The following is a 17,576-nucleotide window of genomic DNA, read 5'->3' as shown; positions in this document are numbered from 1 at the left end:
TAGAGATGTTATGGCTAAAAAATTAAATCAAAAGGAAGATATTCAAAGTAATCACTTTGCATTAACATCAAGTTTTCCACTCATCCCAGTATCTGAAAGAAAAAGTAAAGAGCCTGAGAAAAACACACAGCTTCATAAACATTATCAAGGACATCGTGAACGTCTTCGGAAACGCTATTTAAAGTCAAAAGGAAATGCAATTGAAGATTATGAATATCTTGAATTATTGCTTTTTCGCACAATCCCCCGCGCAAATACAAAACCCATAGCTAAAAATTTGATAGCACGTTTTGGTTCATTAGCTGATGTATTGGGAGCTGATATTCACCGACTTCAAGAAGTTCAAGGATGTGGTCCCGCAACTGCAATTGATTTAAAAATTATCTCAGATGTTGCTGGACGTCTTGCTCGTGCACAATTATTTAAACGCGATATTTTTTCATCATGGGATAAAGTGTTAGCTTATTGTAAAGCTGTTATGGCTCACGAAACCCGTGAACAATTTCGTATTTTATTTCTTGATAAGAAAAACGGCTTACTTGCTGATGAGGTGCAACAAACTGGAACTATTGATCATACCCCTGTGTATCCTCGTGAAGTTATTTCTCGAGCTTTAGAGTTATCCGCATCAGGATTGATTTTAGTCCACAATCACCCTTCTGGCGATTCCACACCATCTGACGCAGATATAACAATGACATACAGATTAAAAGACGCAGCAAATGCATTAGGCATTACTATCCACGATCACCTTATTATCGCACGAAATAACCACACGAGCTTTAAAGCATTAAAGCTTATATAAACCTTATAGGATGAAAAAAGGCTTCATTCAACAATGAATAACGAATCAATTTTCTAAATCAATATCTAATATAGCCATTGAAAAATTATAGGACAGCTCATCTTCATCTTCATCTCGATAAATAATACCTAAAAACTCATCTCCCATATAAACCTCACAAGAATCATCTTTCTTAGGCCGTGCTTTGACGTGCAATGCTGAGTTTTGGAATATATTTTTTAAATAATTATTAAGTTTTTTTATTTCATCAGCATTCACTATACTCTCCTATTTTTTGAGACAATTAAAACAATTGCGTGTCATGCAAATAAGACACACCTATGATTCTATAAAGTTAGTAAAAAAGCTTAATCTGAATATTCACTTAATATTACATATATTTACACTGCTTTTTATACATTCATAAAAAACTTCTACAAAAGGAATCCTCATTATTAAATATACCCGTATAAATTAAAAAACGGCAGAAAATTGTATATTTTTAATAATTTTACTTTATTTCTAATTTTAGCATCTGCATTTACAGATTCCTATTCGGGAGAAAAATTGATCAACCATTTATAGTTTTATTCCTTCTATAAAAAATTCAAAGAACAAAACTTTTTTATTTAAAGCTACAGTTTTTAGCAAAAAACATTATTATATCATTAAAAAATAATTCTTTTTAACGACTTTTTAAAGTAGATATTGTCTAACCTTAGAAGAATTACATCTCTAAAAAATATACAAAATAAGCTAATAAGAGTTCATTTTTCTCTCCATTTTTATAAGAATTCATTTCATAATGGGAAATTTTTAAATAAGCTTTCAGTTTATATAGAAGAATATTAGGTATTTTTGTAAATACTAAAACCTATGAAGAATGCTTATTTTATAGGATAACGAGAAAGAAAATCGATAACTCCTTTTTTATAAACTTTATCGCCTACAGCAAGCATATGATCACGACCAGGAATTGATAAAGCTTCACCATAAGGCAACAAGGCTGCTAATGGCTCTGCAGCGCCACCAATTTCATCTAATGAACCAACGGCAACAAGTGCAGGTTGTTCGATTTTGTAAATTTCAGATGCCGTTAACTCCTGTTTTGATGTGATAATACAAGCAGCCAGAGCACGTCTATCGCTTTTCGTTTGATCAGCAAATTTACGGAACATTAAACCGCGCGTATTGGTAATGGTAGAAATATCTTCCGCTAAAAGAGCTTCAGCCACAGGCTCCCAATTTCCTGCTCCCGTTACCATACCAATACCTAAACCACCAAAAATAACGCTGTTCACATATGTTGGATGCAAAAGAGCCATAAAAGCACTAATACGAGCTCCCATAGAATATCCCATAACATGGGCTTTAGATAACTCTAAATGCTGTAGTAACTTTATCGCATCACCAGCCATAGCTTGAGGTGTATAAAAAGCAGGATCATAACTTTTAACTGAATCTCCGTGACCGCGATTATCAAGAGCAATAACACGATATCCTGCTTCCGTGAGAATACGAAACCAACCTGTCGCATACCAATTCACCCGTGCAGAAGATCCAAAACCATGGATCAACAAAACAGGAGCGCCTTGCCCTTCTTCTCGATAAGCAAATCGCAAACCATCATATTCAAAAAAACGAATATCTTCAGCGGTCATTTTTTATTGCACTTTCCACAAAGTACAGGATGAATAACACGTTGCCCTTTTTGTATCTGTTTTTCAGAAACTTCACCAGCATTAATTTCAAGTGCAAAAGCTGCAGGAACTCCTGAGGAAATAGTGTTTGTTGAAAATGGAGAAGTATTTTCAATAATCGATACAATAATTCCCTCAGAGTTTAAAAAAATCATATCTAAAGGTAAAGGTGTATTTGCCATCCACATAAAAAACTTCTGCTCATCTCCCGATAGATAACCTTTTTGCTGCTTAAAGAGCATTGCACGATCGCGTGGAAAATCAGTCCGATACATTAAACCAGCTGCTGCTTGAGATGGTGTAAAAGCAAGCTCTACCTTATAATAAATCGCACCTTGCTTTGTATGTATTTCTAAAGGAATTGGATGAACGGGAATCTCTATGGGCTTCTTTGCTAAAACAACATGCACGTTTAACATAAAAAGTATCGCCAATAAAATGATATGCTCTTTTTTAAAAGGCTTTAACATTCTTGTTTCCACCACAGAAAAATTTCAAACTTTGTTTCTAAAATAAAAAGTGCTAAAAAATCAAAAAAAAAGAGAGCTGTTTCATTGTTTTTCTCTATTTTTTCTCAACACAATAGGCGCAATTTTTCCATTTGGTTTATCGATTCACGAGAGTCATATTTTCTTGAAATATATTTACCTCTCTAGCTTTTTATGCAATAATCACCTTTAAAAAACACAGAAAACATACTGATTTTACTAGTGAAATTCAATGCACAATAATTTAATGCGTAGAAAAAGGAATACCTATATCTGGATAAATTTCTGCTGTCATTAAACCTTTTTCCCCTTTTCCAAAACGCACAAGAACAACTTGGCCCGAACGAAGCTCTGCTAAACCAAAACGACGCAACGTCTCCATATGAATAAAAATATCTTCTGTTCCTTGTCCACGGCTAAGAAAACCGAAACCTTTATCACGATTAAACCATTTAACAATTGCACGTTCTAGGCCACTTTCTGGAGTCACAACAACATGGGTACGGGCTGGAACTTCTGATGGGTGAACAGCTGAAGAACAATCTATGGATTTCACCTGAACGCACTTTAATCCTCGTTCAGTTTTTTCCACAGCACAAATAACTTTAGCTCCTTCCATCGCTGTTTGAAAACCATCCCGTCGCATTACTGTAACATGCAATAATATATCGGGAAAATGAGGTAAATCAGGTACAATAAATCCATACCCCTTACTACCATCAAACCACTTAATGACACCACTTATTTCAATAATCTCTCCACAAGCACCTATACTCTCCTCAGATAGGGAACAATCCTTTAATGCATCCTTACTCGTCATAATAACGTGATCCTGTAGCTTTTATAAATTGTACGATATTGATTCTCTAAGTTTAAGTAAACATTGCTCTTGTACCAACACGCAAGTCCCAAGATAAGATTTCCCCATATTGTCGTATCTTCTATGTTAACATCAGAGAATATCAACATGAATATTTATAAAACTATTTGATTGTACGCTTTATATATCTTACAAAGAATGCCCTACAAAAGAGATCATATAAAAGGTTTTTTTACATAATGATATTTTCATTAATGTGTAACTTGCATGATGAAGAAGTTCAATATAAGGTGCAAAAACGACAATTCAATTAAGGAAAATGCGCATGCAATTGAAAAAAATCCTTACAACAATCACAGCATTCATGGCATTTACAGCAAATGTGTATGCAAGTGAACCTATCAAAATTGGTGTTTATCTTCCATTAAGTGGTCAAAATGCATTTGGAGGTCAGCTTGAAATTAGAGGTATAGAATTAGCCCATAAAAAAGTTCCAGAAATTTTAGGCCGTAAAGTGGAACTTGTTATTATTGATAATAAGTCTGATAAAGTAGAAGCAGCTAATGCTGTTATGCGTTTAACAGCAAGTGAAAAAGTGAGTGGAATCATTGGCAGCTATGGCTCTTCGCTTTCGTTGGCAGGTGGTGAAATATCTGAAAAAGCAAAGACTCCAACCATTGCAACGTCCTCAACGAGTCCCCTTGTTACACAGGGTAAAAAATATTACTTTCGCGCTTGCTTTATTGATTCCTATCAAGGAGTAGGAATCGCAACTTATGTAAGCCAAACTTTACACGCAAAAAAAGCTGCTATCCTCAAAGATATTTCAAACGATTATGCTATTGGTCTTGCAAGTTATTTTACACGTGCTTTCAAAAAATTAGGTGGTGAAGTTATCTCAAATTTAAACTATAATTCCGGAGATCAGGATTTTTCAGCTGTTCTTACGCAAATTATTGCACAAAAACCTGATATTTTATTCATTCCATCTTATTTTTCTGAAGGTGCTATCATCATGAAACAAGCACGAGAATTAGGAGCGAAGTTTCAAATTATGGGTGGAGATGCTATGGATAATCCAGAAACCATTACGATTGCAGGAAAAGCGGCAGAAGGTTTCTTACATACAACACTTCCCTATAGTGAGGATATGCCAAATATGTCAGTAGCTGCGCAAGAATTCACAAAAGAATGGAGAGAAGCTTACCCTGACAAAGAGCCAAATATCAATTCTGTTTTAGGGTACACGAGTTATATGATGTTTATGAAGGCTATTGAAAATGCAGGTAGCGCTGATCGTGAAAAAATTACTATCGCACTTAGCAAATTAAAAGATTTTCCAACCCCCTTTGGTGATATGTCCATGGATGAAAATCATAATCCTAAAATTCCTATTGGTATCATTAAAATACAGGATGGAAAACGTGTTTATTTAGAAGAAGTTAAACCTGCTTTTTAATTAAGAAGTTTTACTAATGAAAATACAAGAATTGGTTGAGGAGCTTTTCTCAACCAAAAACTTAAAGGTTTCTTGTTGACTTATGTAAATTAACAAATGTGGAAGGATGAGAGATGAGCACTGAAATGTTCATCCAGTATTTTTTTAATGCACTGGCATTGGGATCTCTTTATGGACTTATCGCTATTGGTTATACTATGGTCTACGGTATACTGAGACTCATTAATTTTGCTCACGGTGATATTTTTATGCTGGGAGCATATTTTGTTTTCTTTTCCACAATTGGCTTTATGCCTGCTTGGGCAGCCCTTCTTCTTTTGTTCCTCGCTGCTCTTGTTTATTATTCGGTCTTTGTAGGGTTTAAAAGGCGTCCTCCAATTTATTGGATTGCTGTTTTTTTAATTCTTGCTTTAGGGTTTGTTTATTACTTTAAAATTTCTCCACAGGATTTCACTCCGATTTGGGTTTTAGCGCTTTGTTTTTCCATTTTTATTACAAGTGCAGTGGGTGTTACTGTTGATCAACTTGCCTATAAACCTCTACGCCATGCTCCACGTATCTCGGCATTGATCGGTGCGATCGGTGTTTCTTTTTTTATTGAAAATCTTGCTACTGTACTCTTTAGTGGTATTCCGAAAGGTGTAAAACAACCAGATTTTCTTGTAACACCATTTTTATGGCATCTAGGATCAGACGCAGATGGTATCATTAGAATTGCTCCTATGTCTCTGATTGTTCCCGTTGTGTCATTAATTCTTATTGTATTACTGTTATGGATTATCCATAAAACGAAACCGGGTCTTGCTATGCGTGCAATCTCCCATGATATTGAAACGACGCGTTTGATGGGTGTATCTGTTAATAAAGTCATTGCATTTACATTTGGAATAGGCTCAGCACTTGCCGCTATATCAGGCATTATGTGGTCTTTGCGCTATCCTCAAATTCAGCCTTATATGGGCGTTCTTCCTGGTCTCAAAGCATTTATCGCTGCTGTTATCGGAGGGATTGGTTCGATACCAGGAGCAATGTTGGGAGGATTGTTATTAGGGTTTATTGAAATTATGATTATCGCATTTTTCCCCGCGCTATCTGGATATCGAGATGCCTTCGCTTTCATTTTATTGATTCTGATTTTATTGATATTGCCCACAGGATTAATGGGTAAAAAAAGTCAGGAGAAAATCTAATGGCAAAGTCAGTGACAACTATTTTATCGTGTATAAGTGTTTTAGTTCTCATAGGTTTTTTATTTTATGCTGATAGCCATTTTAATGACTATACGCTTCGTATCATAAATCTGATTGCTATTAATGCGATACTGGCAATTTCGCTTAATTTGATTTATGGTTTTACAGGTATGTTTTCTCTTGGACATGCTGGCTTTATGGCTATTGGTGCTTATGTCTGCGCAATTTTACTGCTTTCTCCTGAACAAAAAGAGATGATGTGGATTCTTGAGCCTATCGCTGAACCATTGTATCATCTGCAATTACCTTTTTTCATTGCTGTTGTTGTAAGTGGTTTGTGTGCCGCAGTTGTAGGTTTATTGATTGCTTTGCCAATATTGCGTCTTGGTGGTGATTATCTTGGAATTGCAACATTGGGTTTTGCAGAAATTATCCGCATTGTCATTACAAATGCAACATCGCTCACAAATGGCTCTTTAGGAATCAAAGGAATACCTCAAAATGCAACATTATGGTGGAACTATGGTTGGCTAGCATTCACAGTTCTCTTTATTGTTCTCTTACTGCGAAGCAATACTGGTAATGTATTACGTGCTATTCGTGATGATGAAATAGCTGCGAAAACTATGGGAATTAACGCTTTTTTCTACCGTAGTTTTTCTTTTACTGTTGGAGCGTTTTTTGCAGGTATAGGTGGAGCATTAATGGCTGCTCTTATTTCAACCATTGATCCCAAAATGTTTAATTTTCTTCTCACTTTTAATATTTTGATGATTGTTGTTGCTGGTGGTTTGGGTTCAATTACAGGGAGTATTATTGGTAGCATTGTTATTACAGTTATGCTTGAATGGCTTCGTATTATTGAAAGTCCATTTGACTTAGGTTTTATACATATTCCAGAAACACCAGGACTTCGTATGGTTGTTTTTTCTCTTTTATTGCTGGTAATTATCTTGTTTTGGAGAAAAGGCTTGATGGGACAACGTGAATTCTCATGGAATGGAATTTATAGCTTTCTGATACGCAAAAAACTTTCTAATACTGAGGGAAATCTATGAACGACACCATCCTTTCACTCAACGAGATCGTCATGCGTTTTGGCGGATTAGTTGCTGTAAATAATATTAATATGGCAATTAAACGAGGAAGTATTACTGGATTAATTGGTCCCAATGGTGCTGGAAAAACAACAGTTTTCAATATGATTTCGGGATTTTATGCCCCTACGAGCGGTATCATTCTTTTTGATGAGCAAAAAATTTCTGGAGCACCTCCTTATATTATCTGCAGACGCCATATCGCCCGAACATTTCAAAATATTCGTCTTTTTTCAGGGTTAACGGTTTTGCAAAATGTTATGGTGGGGGCGCATGTTCGACAAAAATATCCTTGGTTTTCTTCAGCTCTATTTTTTTCAAAAGCAATGAAAGAAAAAAAAGAAATTTATAAAAACTCCATGGAGCTTCTTGAACGGCTACAACTTGATCACCTTGCCAATCAATCGGCAACAGCTTTACCTTATGGTGTGCAGCGACGTCTAGAAATTGCACGTGCGTTAGCCACAAAGCCCAAATTGCTTCTTCTTGATGAACCTGTTGCTGGCATGAATCCACAAGAAAGCGAAGATCTTAAAGAATTTATAACAAAAGTGCAAAAAGACTTTGATCTTACAATTCTTCTTATCGAGCATGATATGAAAGTGGTTATGGGACTTTGCCAACATATTTTAGTCATGGAACATGGCTGTTGCATTGCCAATGGTACACCAGATGAAATTCGTAATAACCCTAAAGTTATTGAAGCTTATCTTGGCGGAGATGTGTATGGATATTCTTAAAATAAAAAATCTTCACGTTCATTATGGTGCCATTAAAGCTGTCCAAGATCTTTCTATGTCCATAAAAAAAGGAAGTATTGTCACTTTAATTGGCGCCAATGGTGCAGGAAAAAGCAGTATTGTACGTTCTATTACAGGACTTAATCGCTCTGTGTATGGGGAAATTACCTATAATGGCAAATCAATTATTAAAAAGTCACCAGAAGAGATTTTGCGTTTAGGGATTGCTCTCAGTCCTGAAGGGCGTCGTATTATGCCTCATCTCACTGTTTTAGAGAATCTCCATCTAGGTGCTTATATCCGTCATGATAAACAGGGAATTTCTCGTGATATTGAATGGATATTTGATCTTTTTCCGCGCCTACGTGAAAGATCAAAACAGTTGGGAGGAACAATGTCAGGTGGGGAACAACAAATGGTTGCTGTAGGCCGCGCACTCATGAGCAATCCTGATATGGTCATATTAGATGAACCGTCGTTGGGATTAGCGCCCCTTCTCGTTCGGGAGATTTTTTCAATTATCCGAAAAATTAATGATATGGGAAAAACTGTTCTTCTTATTGAGCAAAATGCATTTGCTGCACTTTCCATAGCTGACTATGCTTATATTTTAGAGGTAGGGCATATTTTATTTCACGGTGAAGGTAAAGCTATGCTTTCTGATCCACGTGTTAAAGAAGCCTATCTTGGTGGATAAAGGCTACAAATTAAGAAAATAAAGTTCTCCCCTCCTCCTTTTAAAAAAGCATCTCTCTATTTAATGAGAAATGCTTTTTTGTGCTTAACTATGATATCCACCATTTTTCTGCACAGTATACTCCTGCTGCTTGTTCAATAATGTGCGCTATCTGAAAAATAACTTCCTCAGAAAAAGGTTTACCAATCAATTGCAGTCCTAACGGTAAACCATTTGATGACAGACCAGCAGGAACAGAAATTCCTGGTAAACCAGCCATATTAACTGGTACCGTAAAAATATCATTAAGATACATTGCGACAGCATCATTTTTTATTTTTTCATCAGCAATACCAAAAGCAGGTGTTGGTGTTGCTGGTGTCAAAATAGCATCAATGCCTGAAGCAAAACATTGGTCAAAATCACGCTTTACGAGTGTTCTTACTTTTTGAGCTCTTAAATAACAGGCATCATAATACCCAGATGAAAGAACATAAGTTCCAACCAGAATGCGCCGTTTGACTTCATCTCCAAAACCAACAGAACGCGTATTTTCATACATCTCAATGATGTCTTTTCCAGGCATGCGCAAACCAAAACGCACACCATCATAACGCGCTAAATTAGAAGAGGCTTCTGCAGGAGCGATAATGTAATAAGAAGGTAGAGCATATTTTGTATGGGGCAAAGAAATATCTTTAATCTCAGCACCTGCTTCTTTTAACCAATTTATTCCTTTTTGCCAAAGCTCAATAATTTCTGGAGACATTCCATCTACATGATATTCTTTTGGAATACCGATTTTCATTCCTTTGATTGATTGACCAAGATAACTTTCATAATCAGGAACTGGTAAATTGACGGAAGTAGAATCTTTTTCATCAAAAGAGGCCATTGATCTTAGTAAAATAGCACAATCACGAACATCTCTAGCAACAGGTCCAGCTTGATCAAGAGATGAAGCAAACGCAACAACGCCCCATCGCGAACAACGTCCATAAGTTGGCTTTATTCCTACAGTTCCAGTAAAAGCTGCGGGTTGACGTATTGAGCCACCTGTATCGGTTGCTGTTGCACCAGCACAAATTTGTGCCGCAACAGCGGCCGCAGAACCACCTGAAGAACCACCTGGTACGAGTTTTTCATTCGAGCCTTTTTTTCTCCATGGATTAATAACGGGACCATAATATGATGTCTCGTTGGATGAGCCCATAGCAAACTCATCCATATTAAGTTTTCCTAACATCACAGCACCATCTTGCCATAAATTAGCCGTGACAGTTGATTCATAGTGCGGTTTAAAACCATCAAGGATATTTGAACAGGCTTGAGTATGAACACCATAGGTTGCAAAAAGATCTTTAATCCCCAAGGGAATTCCTTCCAAAAGCCCTTCCTGCCCTCTCGCTAAGCGACTGTCTGATTCAGCAGCCATTTTCATTGCCTGTTCTGCTGTTATTGTTACATAAGCATTCAAAATTGGATTAGCTGATTCTATTGCTTGTAAATAAGCTTCCGTTAATTCTGTTGCTTTGAGATTTTTCTTTATTAAAGCATCACGAGCTTGCGCAATTGTGAGAGTTGTTAAATCAGTCATATTGGTTCTCAAATTTCAAAAATATAAAAAGTTACTCAACAATTTTTGAGACAAGAAAAAAATTTTCTTCTGTAACAGGGGCATTGGCTACAATATCTGCTGCTTTATCGCCATCTGTAACACTATCTTCACGCATTCGTAGAGTCATCGGCATCACAGAAGTTAATGGCTCAACTCCACTGACATCAACTTCATTCAATTGCTCTACAAAACCTAAAATAGCATTGAATTTTTTTGTCACAGGTTCTATCTCATCATCGTGGAGAGCAATCCTTGCTAAATGTGCTATCCGCTTGACTGTCTCTTGATCAACAGACATACTCTTTACGCCTTTCTGCTTTTTTGTTTATTTATTGATCTTTATTCTGGCTATACAAGGCTGCACTTGTAAGTGCAAGAATATTAGATAACATGAATAAAGAATATAACTATAGATCTGAAACATTAAAAAACGTATTATACCTTTATGACTGTTATTAATATAGATGAAGTTATAACACATCTTTTGCCTAGACAAACGATAGCAGGCTTAGATTTAGGGACAAAAACGATCGGAATTGCGATTTCTGATAGGGGGTTGATTGTCTCAAATCCGCGTCCTGTATTACAGCGAAAAAAATTTACAGAAGATGCTTACACACTTATTAAAATTTTTGACCGTGAAAATGTAGGTGTTATTATCATTGGTTTACCTCTTAACATGAATGGAAGCAGTGGCTCTCGTGTTCAAGCAACCAGAGCTTTTGTGAGCAATATGAAAGCTTATACAAAAATTCCATTTGTTTTTTGGGACGAACGTTTATCAACAATTGCTGCAGAACGGTCTCTTTTAGAAATGAATGTATCGCGCGCTAAAAGAGTAAGCCGTATTGATTCGGCAGCCGCCGCTTTTATATTGCAAGGTGCTCTCAATAGAATTCAAAACTTTCATCATATGGAAGGATAGAGGACATTGAGCAAATGCCCTGCATTATATCGCGCAATGAGCATCCCGTAAGAAGATCTCCATTGTCCCCCAAGGCGGCTTTCCATATAGGCATTCGCAACATGTTCTATGTCCGTAGAACGTAATGCTGCTGCTGCTGCTGCATAAGCTACTTGTTCAACAAAAAATCTTCCTGCACCTTCATTTGCTGATGCCATATCACCTGCTGATTTAATAATTTCAATTGCTCGGGGTCCCGCTGGTCCAATATCAAGAGCAATTTTTTCCAACAATTTCTGAAACAATCCCGGTGCTTTTTCACCAATAAGAATGGCATCCTTTACCAATTGATTAGCAGAACTATTTCTCACAATTCGCGCAGGCCCATTATGCAACATTTGTGATAATGGATTATTCTCTATAAAACTTTCAATACCAAGTTGTGCAATAATTTCACCAATAATAGGCACAACCAATTGACTTACATGATAAGCAATAATAGGTGTCATAATGCGGGCAAAAGCTGCTTCAGAACGGTCATTTGCTGCATTGTCAAATGCTCTTGCTAAACGCAAAACCAATGCTTGTGAGGCAGCTATATCTAATGCAATATCTGCAAAAATACGTTCTGTCAGTGGAGGTAAAGGCTGATTGGGCATTTTTTTCCGGAAAAAATCCATACCAAATTGAAGAGCCGCTCGTAAAACACCTGCCGATATGACAGATTGATCGAAACGCATCATCGTCTCGATATCTTTAATAACTTTAAGCCCTTCTCCAGCATTTCCCAAAAGCCAGCCATAACTGCCTTGGAAGTCGACAACCCCCTCTGGTGTTAAAAGTTCTCCAGAACGCTGAATTAAATGACGAATCGATATAGATCCATTTAATGCGCCATTTTCTTGTATGCGTGGAATAAAAAAACAACTTAAATGACCATCTAAATCTGCACTAACAAGATATCCGTCAGCGGTAGGATTAATAACGTTGGTTTTTACAACATTTAAACGATATAGATCACGTTCCATACTTTCATCGAAAGAAATTTTCTTAACACTTGGAAAATTGAAAGCGTATTTTTCAATATCGTCAAATGCACAAGTTAGAGAAGCAGCCTTTTTATTATGAATAGGCTTTGATGAGGAATCATATTGGCGTGATAAAAGGACATGTTGCCATTTTTTGAAGAGCTCAATATCACTAATTAAAACAGCAATAGCTGCACTCGTTATGATAACTTCATTCAAATGTCCTGTTTCTAAACCAGCAGATAAAGCTAAACGAATCGCACGCGCTTGATAGCGTACTCCATTTTCTGAGCTCGTATTTTCCCAAAGCGAGGTAACCAAACCTGCTTGTCTAGAATATTGTTGAAGAGCTTGATAGGAAGAATGGATCTCTAATCTTTCTGTTGGTTGCCCCCATTCATCATTATAGCATAGTAAAGGCTTATAATGATTCGCTAAGCAAGAAAGTTTCCATGCTTCTCGACTCGCGGCAAAATCCCCTATTTCTTCAAAACTTGCTAACAAAAACTTAGGCAAAGTAGAAGCAATACGAAACATAAGCGTATCGCTAAGAAATGTATTTTTTCGACGAGTATTTTGCGCAGATACAGCACTCATAGGTATATTCCTACATTCAAATCATTCATATCATAGACTATTTGTCTTTTTAGAGTTAAGAAACATTTATCATATTCAAACAAATGCTTGTTTAACCTGTTTAGAGAGAGATAAAGAAGAATGCTATGATGCAAGATAATTTTTTTCCACTTTTCCCTCATCAACATCTTTTAGCTATTAAAGATCTAAGTGTACAAGATCTTAATACATTGCTTGATCGTGCAGAAGCAAATGTTATCCTTTCTAACAAAATTGATAAAATAAAATCTACTTTGCATGGACGGACTCAAATTAATCTCTTTTTTGAAGCCTCTACGCGAACACAATCTTCTTTTGAATTAGCGGGTAAAAGGCTAGGTGCACACGTGATGAGTCTTGCGATCGGCAACTCATCTGTAAAAAAAGGAGAAACATTACTTGATACAGCTATAACTCTCAATGCGATGAAGCCAGATATACTGGTTTTTCGCCATAACAGTGCAGGAGCGGCAGCTTTATTAGCACAAAAAGTTGATTGTTGTGTTATTAATGCAGGTGATGGTGCTCATGAACATCCAACCCAAGCTTTATTAGATGCTCTAACCATTAAAAGGACAAAAGGTCGTATTGAAGGATTAACTGTTGCGATTTGCGGAGATATCTTACACTCACGTGTTGCCCGTTCCAATATCCTGTGTCTCAATGCTTTGGGTGCTCGTGTTCGTGCTGTTGCTCCTTCAACACTCTTACCCGCAGAAATCGCTCATATGAGTGTTGAGGTTTTTAACACGATGAAAGAAGGTCTTAAAAATGCTGACGTTATCATGATGTTGCGCTTACAGCATGAACGGATGACAGGATCTTTTATTCCTTCTACGCGTGAATATTTCCATTATTTTGGCTTACATAAAGAAAATTTAGCCTATGCCAAAAATGATTCTATTATTCTGCACCCTGGACCAATAAACCGTGGTGTGGAGATTGCATCCGATATAGCAGATGGACCACAAAGTATGATTCATACACAAGTAGAAATGGGAATTGCAGTGCGTATGGCTGTCATGGAGGCTCTATTAGATTCACGCGCAAAGATCAGTGGAGAAAAAAAATGATAAAACCAGTTGTTTTTCAAAATGCTCGTATTATTGATCCTTCGCGCGCAATCGATGAAATTGGTACAGTTATTATTGAAAATGGACGAATTATAGCCGCTGGAAAAGAGGCTCTGAATCAAGGATTTCCTGAAGAAGCAGAAGTTATTAACGCACAAAACAAAGCAATTCTCCCTGGACTTGTTGATGCGCGCGTTTTTGTTGGAGAATTAGGGAATGAACATTGTGAAACAATTGCATCAGCAAGTCAAGCGGCCGCAGCAGGTGGTATTACTTCCTTTTTGATGATGCCAGACACGCACCCAGTCATTGATAATATTGCTCTGATTAAATTTATTACGCATACAGCACAGGAAATGTCATCGGTCAATATTTATCCTGTTGCTGCCATCACACAAGGTTTCAATGGACAAGAAATAACTGAATTTGGTTTGCTCAAGGATGCAGGGGCTGTTGCTTTTAGTGAAGGAAAAAAAACACTTCAAAATTCATCTGTTATGCGACGGGCAATGAGTTATGCACGCGATTTTGATGTTCCATTGATGCATGAAACGCAAGATAAAGATCTTACAGGGCAAGGTGTGATGAATGAAGGACTGCTTGCCAGTTGGCTTGGTCTTTCTGGCATCCCACGCGAAGCAGAAGTTATCCCACTTGAAAGAGATCTGCGATTAGCAGTATTAACGCAAACACGCTATCATGCTGCTCAAATATCGACAGCACTCTCTGCTGATGCACTTCGTTTAGGTAAAAAACGCAGTGAGAAAATTTCAGCGGGTGTATCTATTAATCATTTATCTTTCAATGAAAATGACATTGGTGAATATCGCACCTCTTTTCGCTTAATGCCCCCATTGCGTACAGAAGAAGACCGTATAGCAATGATTGAAGCAATAAAGGATGGGACTATAGATGTTGTTGTCTCTTCTCATGATCCTCAGAGTATTGACAAAAAACATTTACCATTTAATGACGCGGCAGTTGGCGCTATTGGTATGGAGACCTTATTGAGCGCAGCTTTACGCCTCTATCATGATGAGAGCTTATCTCTTCTACGGATAACGGAACTTTTGTCAACGGCGCCTGCAAAGCTCTTTGGACTCAATGCAGGAACACTCAAAAAAGGTACTCATGCAGACCTTATTGTGGTTGATCTTGAAGAACCATGGGTTGTTTCAAAAGAGAAGCTCTATTCACATTCAAAAAATACCCCTTTTGAGAATGCACGTTTTCAAGGACGCGTGCTCCAGACTTTTGTGAAAGGGAAAAACGTTTTTAAACTTGATCAACAAACTTAATGAGATTCTTAATGAATGAAGCAGAAATATTTTTTCAGTTCACTCCATGGTTTATTTTCCTCATATCTTATCTCATTGGCTCGATTCCATTTGGGCTTCTTTTTACGAAATTGTTCAAATTTGGTGATATAAGAACAATCGGTTCCGGCAATATTGGAGCAACAAATGTTTTACGAACAGGAAATAAAAAGCTTGCTGCTCTAACACTTCTTTGTGATATGTTAAAAGGAACTATCGTTGTTTTCGTTACAAAATTTTTTAGTGATCCGCTAGACAATAGTATTCTTATTTCTCTAGCAGGCTTTTTTGTTTTCTTAGGACATCTTTTCCCCGTATGGCTTAAATTTAAAGGCGGCAAAGGTGTTGCTACCTATCTAGGGGTGTGCTTAGGAATCTATTGGCCTGCAGCAATTATTTTTATTATTGTATGGAGTGCGATTTTTCTTCTCATGCGTTATTCTTCATTATCTGCGCTTATTGCTGTTACGATCACACCGGTATTTGTTTTTTATTTTTCCGCTTCTTATTTCTGTTGTATGCTGATTATGATGAGCATATTTGTTTTCATAAAACATTATGCAAATATCGGTAGATTATTAATTGGGGAAGAAAATAAGATTGGTACGAAAAACGGAGATAAATAAAGGAATCCTGCTTACTGATCGTCAACGTCTAAGCTGGTTACGGTTATTGCGCAGTGAAAATATTGGAGCTGTTAGTTTTCGCAATCTCATTGATCATTATAAAACAGCAGAAAATGCTCTGGCAGCGCTGTCAGAGCTTAGTAGAAAAGGTGGTGGTTCTGTATCTATTAAAATAGCAAGCTTAGAAGATGCAGAAAAAGAAATGCAAGAAGCTGAAAGATTAGATGTCCGGTTTATCGGTATAGGAGAACCAGATTATCCAGCTTTTCTTAAGGTTACAGAAGCTCCTCCGCCGCTTATTGCTATCAAAGGTAATGTTGCAATTTTTCAAAAAACTTCTATTGGAATTATAGGTTCTCGAAATGCTTCAGCTGCGGGAAAAAAGCTTACGGCTCAATTTGCGCGTTTTCTCGGAGAAGCAGACTTTGTAACAATTTCTGGGCTTGCTCGTGGAATTGATAGTGTTGCGCATCAAGCAAGTTTAAAAACAGGAACTGTTGCAGTCATGGCTGGAGGAATTGATCATATCTATCCTCCTGAAAATAAAAAGTTGCATGAAGATATTATTGCCAACGGTGGAGCCATCATCAGCGAAATGCCCATTTCTTGGCAGCCGCGTGCTATCGATTTTCCAAGAAGAAACCGTATTATTGCAGCTTTGTCACTTGGTCTCTTGGTTGTAGAGGCAGCTCTGCGCTCAGGGTCCTTAATTACCGCACGTCAAGCAGCTGAAATGGGACGGTTAATTTTTGCCATTCCCGGTTCTCCACTTGATCCAAGATCTGTTGGTACCAACAATCTTATCAAAGACGGAGCTCTACTCACCACACATCCTTCTGACATCATAGAAACACTTACGCCATTAATTTCACCGCTTCCAAATTCCCAACTCAATTTTTTTGAGGAACCATCCTCTTTACAACTTGAAAAGGAGAATTTTAATTTAGCAGATAAAAAAAACAACAGCCTCTCTTTAGCAGATGATGATGCAGCACGCGCAGCAGTTCTCTCCGCTCTTTCAACAACGCCAATCGATTTAGACACACTCAGTATCCACTCAGGTGTTTCACTCCCAGCTCTCTACCTCTTGTTGGTAGAACTCGACCTTGCTGGAAAGCTTATTCGACACTCTGGTGGTTGTGTGTCATTGTCGAATCTTGATCTTCCCCAAGAGCCTCAGCACTATTAATAATGCTTTGCCCTTCTTTGGCAACCATATCCAAAAGCAATGCTAAAAGCGGACTGTGCGCCTGACGCGCCATCTGATTCATTTGCTTTGACATGTCTGTAATATATTGGATAACTTTTAAATGATTTATAAACATAATCCTCTATCCTTGAGCATTTCCCCTCCTACCTCTCAATAGACGTTATCTTAGTATTTCGCCGTATGTTTTTGTAATAACAGTGGAAAATAAATCGTGTAATTCTATATAGGGTGT

19 protein-coding genes are annotated in these 17,576 nt (G+C 37.2%); 11 read left to right on the top strand and 8 right to left on the bottom strand.

Annotated elements, in window-relative coordinates:
• Positions 1-10: 10 nt before the first annotated feature.
• Entirely contained in the window at positions 11-805 is a 795-nt protein-coding gene (radC, locus tag ACFINA_RS05100) for a DNA repair protein RadC (RefSeq protein WP_375606887.1), read from the top strand.
• Positions 806-850: 45 nt separating this feature from the next.
• Here radC and ACFINA_RS05095 read toward each other — a convergent pair whose 3' ends face one another.
• From ACFINA_RS05095 to ACFINA_RS05080, 4 genes are all read right to left on the bottom strand, one after another.
• Positions 851-1,063 (bottom strand): DUF3126 family protein, encoded by a 213-nt coding sequence (locus tag ACFINA_RS05095; RefSeq protein ID WP_375606888.1) that lies wholly within the window; start codon positions 1,061-1,063, stop codon positions 851-853.
• Positions 1,064-1,671: 608 nt separating this feature from the next.
• Entirely contained in the window at positions 1,672-2,445 is a 774-nt protein-coding gene (locus ACFINA_RS05090; protein WP_375608351.1) for an alpha/beta fold hydrolase, read from the bottom strand.
• A complete protein-coding gene (locus ACFINA_RS05085; protein ID WP_375614117.1) occupies positions 2,442-2,954 on the bottom strand; it encodes a DUF192 domain-containing protein in 513 nt (170 codons plus the stop codon). The genes ACFINA_RS05090 and ACFINA_RS05085 overlap by 4 nt, the downstream gene beginning before the upstream one ends.
• A gap of 262 nt (positions 2,955-3,216) precedes the next feature.
• Complete coding sequence (locus ACFINA_RS05080) at positions 3,217-3,792, bottom strand: cold-shock protein (RefSeq protein WP_375606891.1); 576 nt, start codon at positions 3,790-3,792, stop codon at positions 3,217-3,219.
• A gap of 325 nt (positions 3,793-4,117) precedes the next feature.
• Here ACFINA_RS05080 and ACFINA_RS05075 point away from each other — a divergent pair, with 325 nt between their 5' ends.
• From ACFINA_RS05075 to ACFINA_RS05055, 5 genes are all read left to right on the top strand, one after another.
• Positions 4,118-5,251: an ABC transporter substrate-binding protein gene (locus ACFINA_RS05075; RefSeq protein ID WP_375606892.1), complete on the top strand. Its 1,134-nt coding sequence runs from the start codon at positions 4,118-4,120 to the stop codon at positions 5,249-5,251.
• A gap of 113 nt (positions 5,252-5,364) precedes the next feature.
• A complete protein-coding gene (locus ACFINA_RS05070; RefSeq protein WP_375606893.1) occupies positions 5,365-6,441 on the top strand; it encodes a branched-chain amino acid ABC transporter permease in 1,077 nt (358 codons plus the stop codon).
• On the top strand, positions 6,441-7,499 hold the full coding sequence (locus ACFINA_RS05065; RefSeq protein WP_375606894.1) for a branched-chain amino acid ABC transporter permease: 1,059 nt from the start codon (positions 6,441-6,443) through the stop codon (positions 7,497-7,499). The genes ACFINA_RS05070 and ACFINA_RS05065 overlap by 1 nt, the downstream gene beginning before the upstream one ends.
• A complete protein-coding gene (locus ACFINA_RS05060; RefSeq protein WP_375606895.1) occupies positions 7,496-8,278 on the top strand; it encodes an ABC transporter ATP-binding protein in 783 nt (260 codons plus the stop codon). Before ACFINA_RS05065 ends, ACFINA_RS05060 begins: the two co-directional genes overlap by 4 nt.
• The gene (locus tag ACFINA_RS05055) at positions 8,265-8,975 is read left to right on the top strand and encodes an ABC transporter ATP-binding protein (protein WP_375606896.1); all 711 of its coding nucleotides are present in this window, start codon (positions 8,265-8,267) and stop codon (positions 8,973-8,975) included. Before ACFINA_RS05060 ends, ACFINA_RS05055 begins: the two co-directional genes overlap by 14 nt.
• Before the next feature lie 88 nt (positions 8,976-9,063).
• On the opposite strand, the gene gatA is transcribed toward ACFINA_RS05055, so the two are convergent.
• Together gatA and gatC are read right to left on the bottom strand one after the other, a co-directional pair.
• Positions 9,064-10,551, bottom strand: coding sequence for an Asp-tRNA(Asn)/Glu-tRNA(Gln) amidotransferase subunit GatA (gene gatA / locus ACFINA_RS05050; RefSeq protein ID WP_375606897.1), 1,488 nt, complete (start codon positions 10,549-10,551; stop codon positions 9,064-9,066).
• A gap of 31 nt (positions 10,552-10,582) precedes the next feature.
• Positions 10,583-10,870 (bottom strand): Asp-tRNA(Asn)/Glu-tRNA(Gln) amidotransferase subunit GatC, encoded by a 288-nt coding sequence (gatC, locus tag ACFINA_RS05045; protein WP_375606898.1) that lies wholly within the window; start codon positions 10,868-10,870, stop codon positions 10,583-10,585.
• A gap of 147 nt (positions 10,871-11,017) precedes the next feature.
• On the opposite strand from gatC, the gene ruvX reads away from it, so the two are divergent.
• On the top strand, positions 11,018-11,497 hold the full coding sequence (gene ruvX / locus ACFINA_RS05040) for a Holliday junction resolvase RuvX (RefSeq protein ID WP_375606899.1): 480 nt from the start codon (positions 11,018-11,020) through the stop codon (positions 11,495-11,497).
• On the opposite strand, the gene ACFINA_RS05035 is transcribed toward ruvX, so the two are convergent.
• Positions 11,482-13,101 carry an acyl-CoA dehydrogenase family protein gene (locus ACFINA_RS05035; RefSeq protein ID WP_375615174.1) on the bottom strand — a complete coding sequence of 540 codons (1,620 nt, stop codon included), beginning with the start codon at positions 13,099-13,101 and terminating at the stop codon, positions 11,482-11,484. The genes ruvX and ACFINA_RS05035 overlap by 16 nt on opposite strands.
• A gap of 125 nt (positions 13,102-13,226) precedes the next feature.
• Here ACFINA_RS05035 and ACFINA_RS05030 point away from each other — a divergent pair, with 125 nt between their 5' ends.
• The 4 genes from ACFINA_RS05030 to dprA are packed head-to-tail and all read left to right on the top strand — an operon-like array spanning position 13,227 to position 17,323.
• Positions 13,227-14,192 carry an aspartate carbamoyltransferase catalytic subunit gene (locus ACFINA_RS05030; protein ID WP_375608348.1) on the top strand — a complete coding sequence of 322 codons (966 nt, stop codon included), beginning with the start codon at positions 13,227-13,229 and terminating at the stop codon, positions 14,190-14,192.
• Positions 14,189-15,490 (top strand): dihydroorotase, encoded by a 1,302-nt coding sequence (locus tag ACFINA_RS05025; protein WP_375606902.1) that lies wholly within the window; start codon positions 14,189-14,191, stop codon positions 15,488-15,490. Before ACFINA_RS05030 ends, ACFINA_RS05025 begins: the two co-directional genes overlap by 4 nt.
• A gap of 11 nt (positions 15,491-15,501) precedes the next feature.
• On the top strand, positions 15,502-16,134 hold the full coding sequence (gene plsY, locus ACFINA_RS05020) for a glycerol-3-phosphate 1-O-acyltransferase PlsY (RefSeq protein WP_375606903.1): 633 nt from the start codon (positions 15,502-15,504) through the stop codon (positions 16,132-16,134).
• Positions 16,091-17,323, top strand: coding sequence for a DNA-processing protein DprA (gene dprA / locus ACFINA_RS05015; protein WP_375608347.1), 1,233 nt, complete (start codon positions 16,091-16,093; stop codon positions 17,321-17,323). Before plsY ends, dprA begins: the two co-directional genes overlap by 44 nt.
• On the opposite strand, the gene ACFINA_RS05010 is transcribed toward dprA, so the two are convergent.
• On the bottom strand, positions 17,253-17,459 hold the full coding sequence (locus ACFINA_RS05010; RefSeq protein ID WP_005773510.1) for a hypothetical protein: 207 nt from the start codon (positions 17,457-17,459) through the stop codon (positions 17,253-17,255). The genes dprA and ACFINA_RS05010 overlap by 71 nt on opposite strands.
• Positions 17,460-17,576 lie beyond the last annotated feature (117 nt).

Source organism: Bartonella sp. AC10YNML, assembly GCF_042196825.1.
In the GTDB taxonomy this organism is placed as follows: Bacteria; Pseudomonadota; Alphaproteobacteria; order Rhizobiales; family Rhizobiaceae; genus Bartonella.
This window is presented reverse-complemented; position numbering and strand designations above follow the sequence as displayed.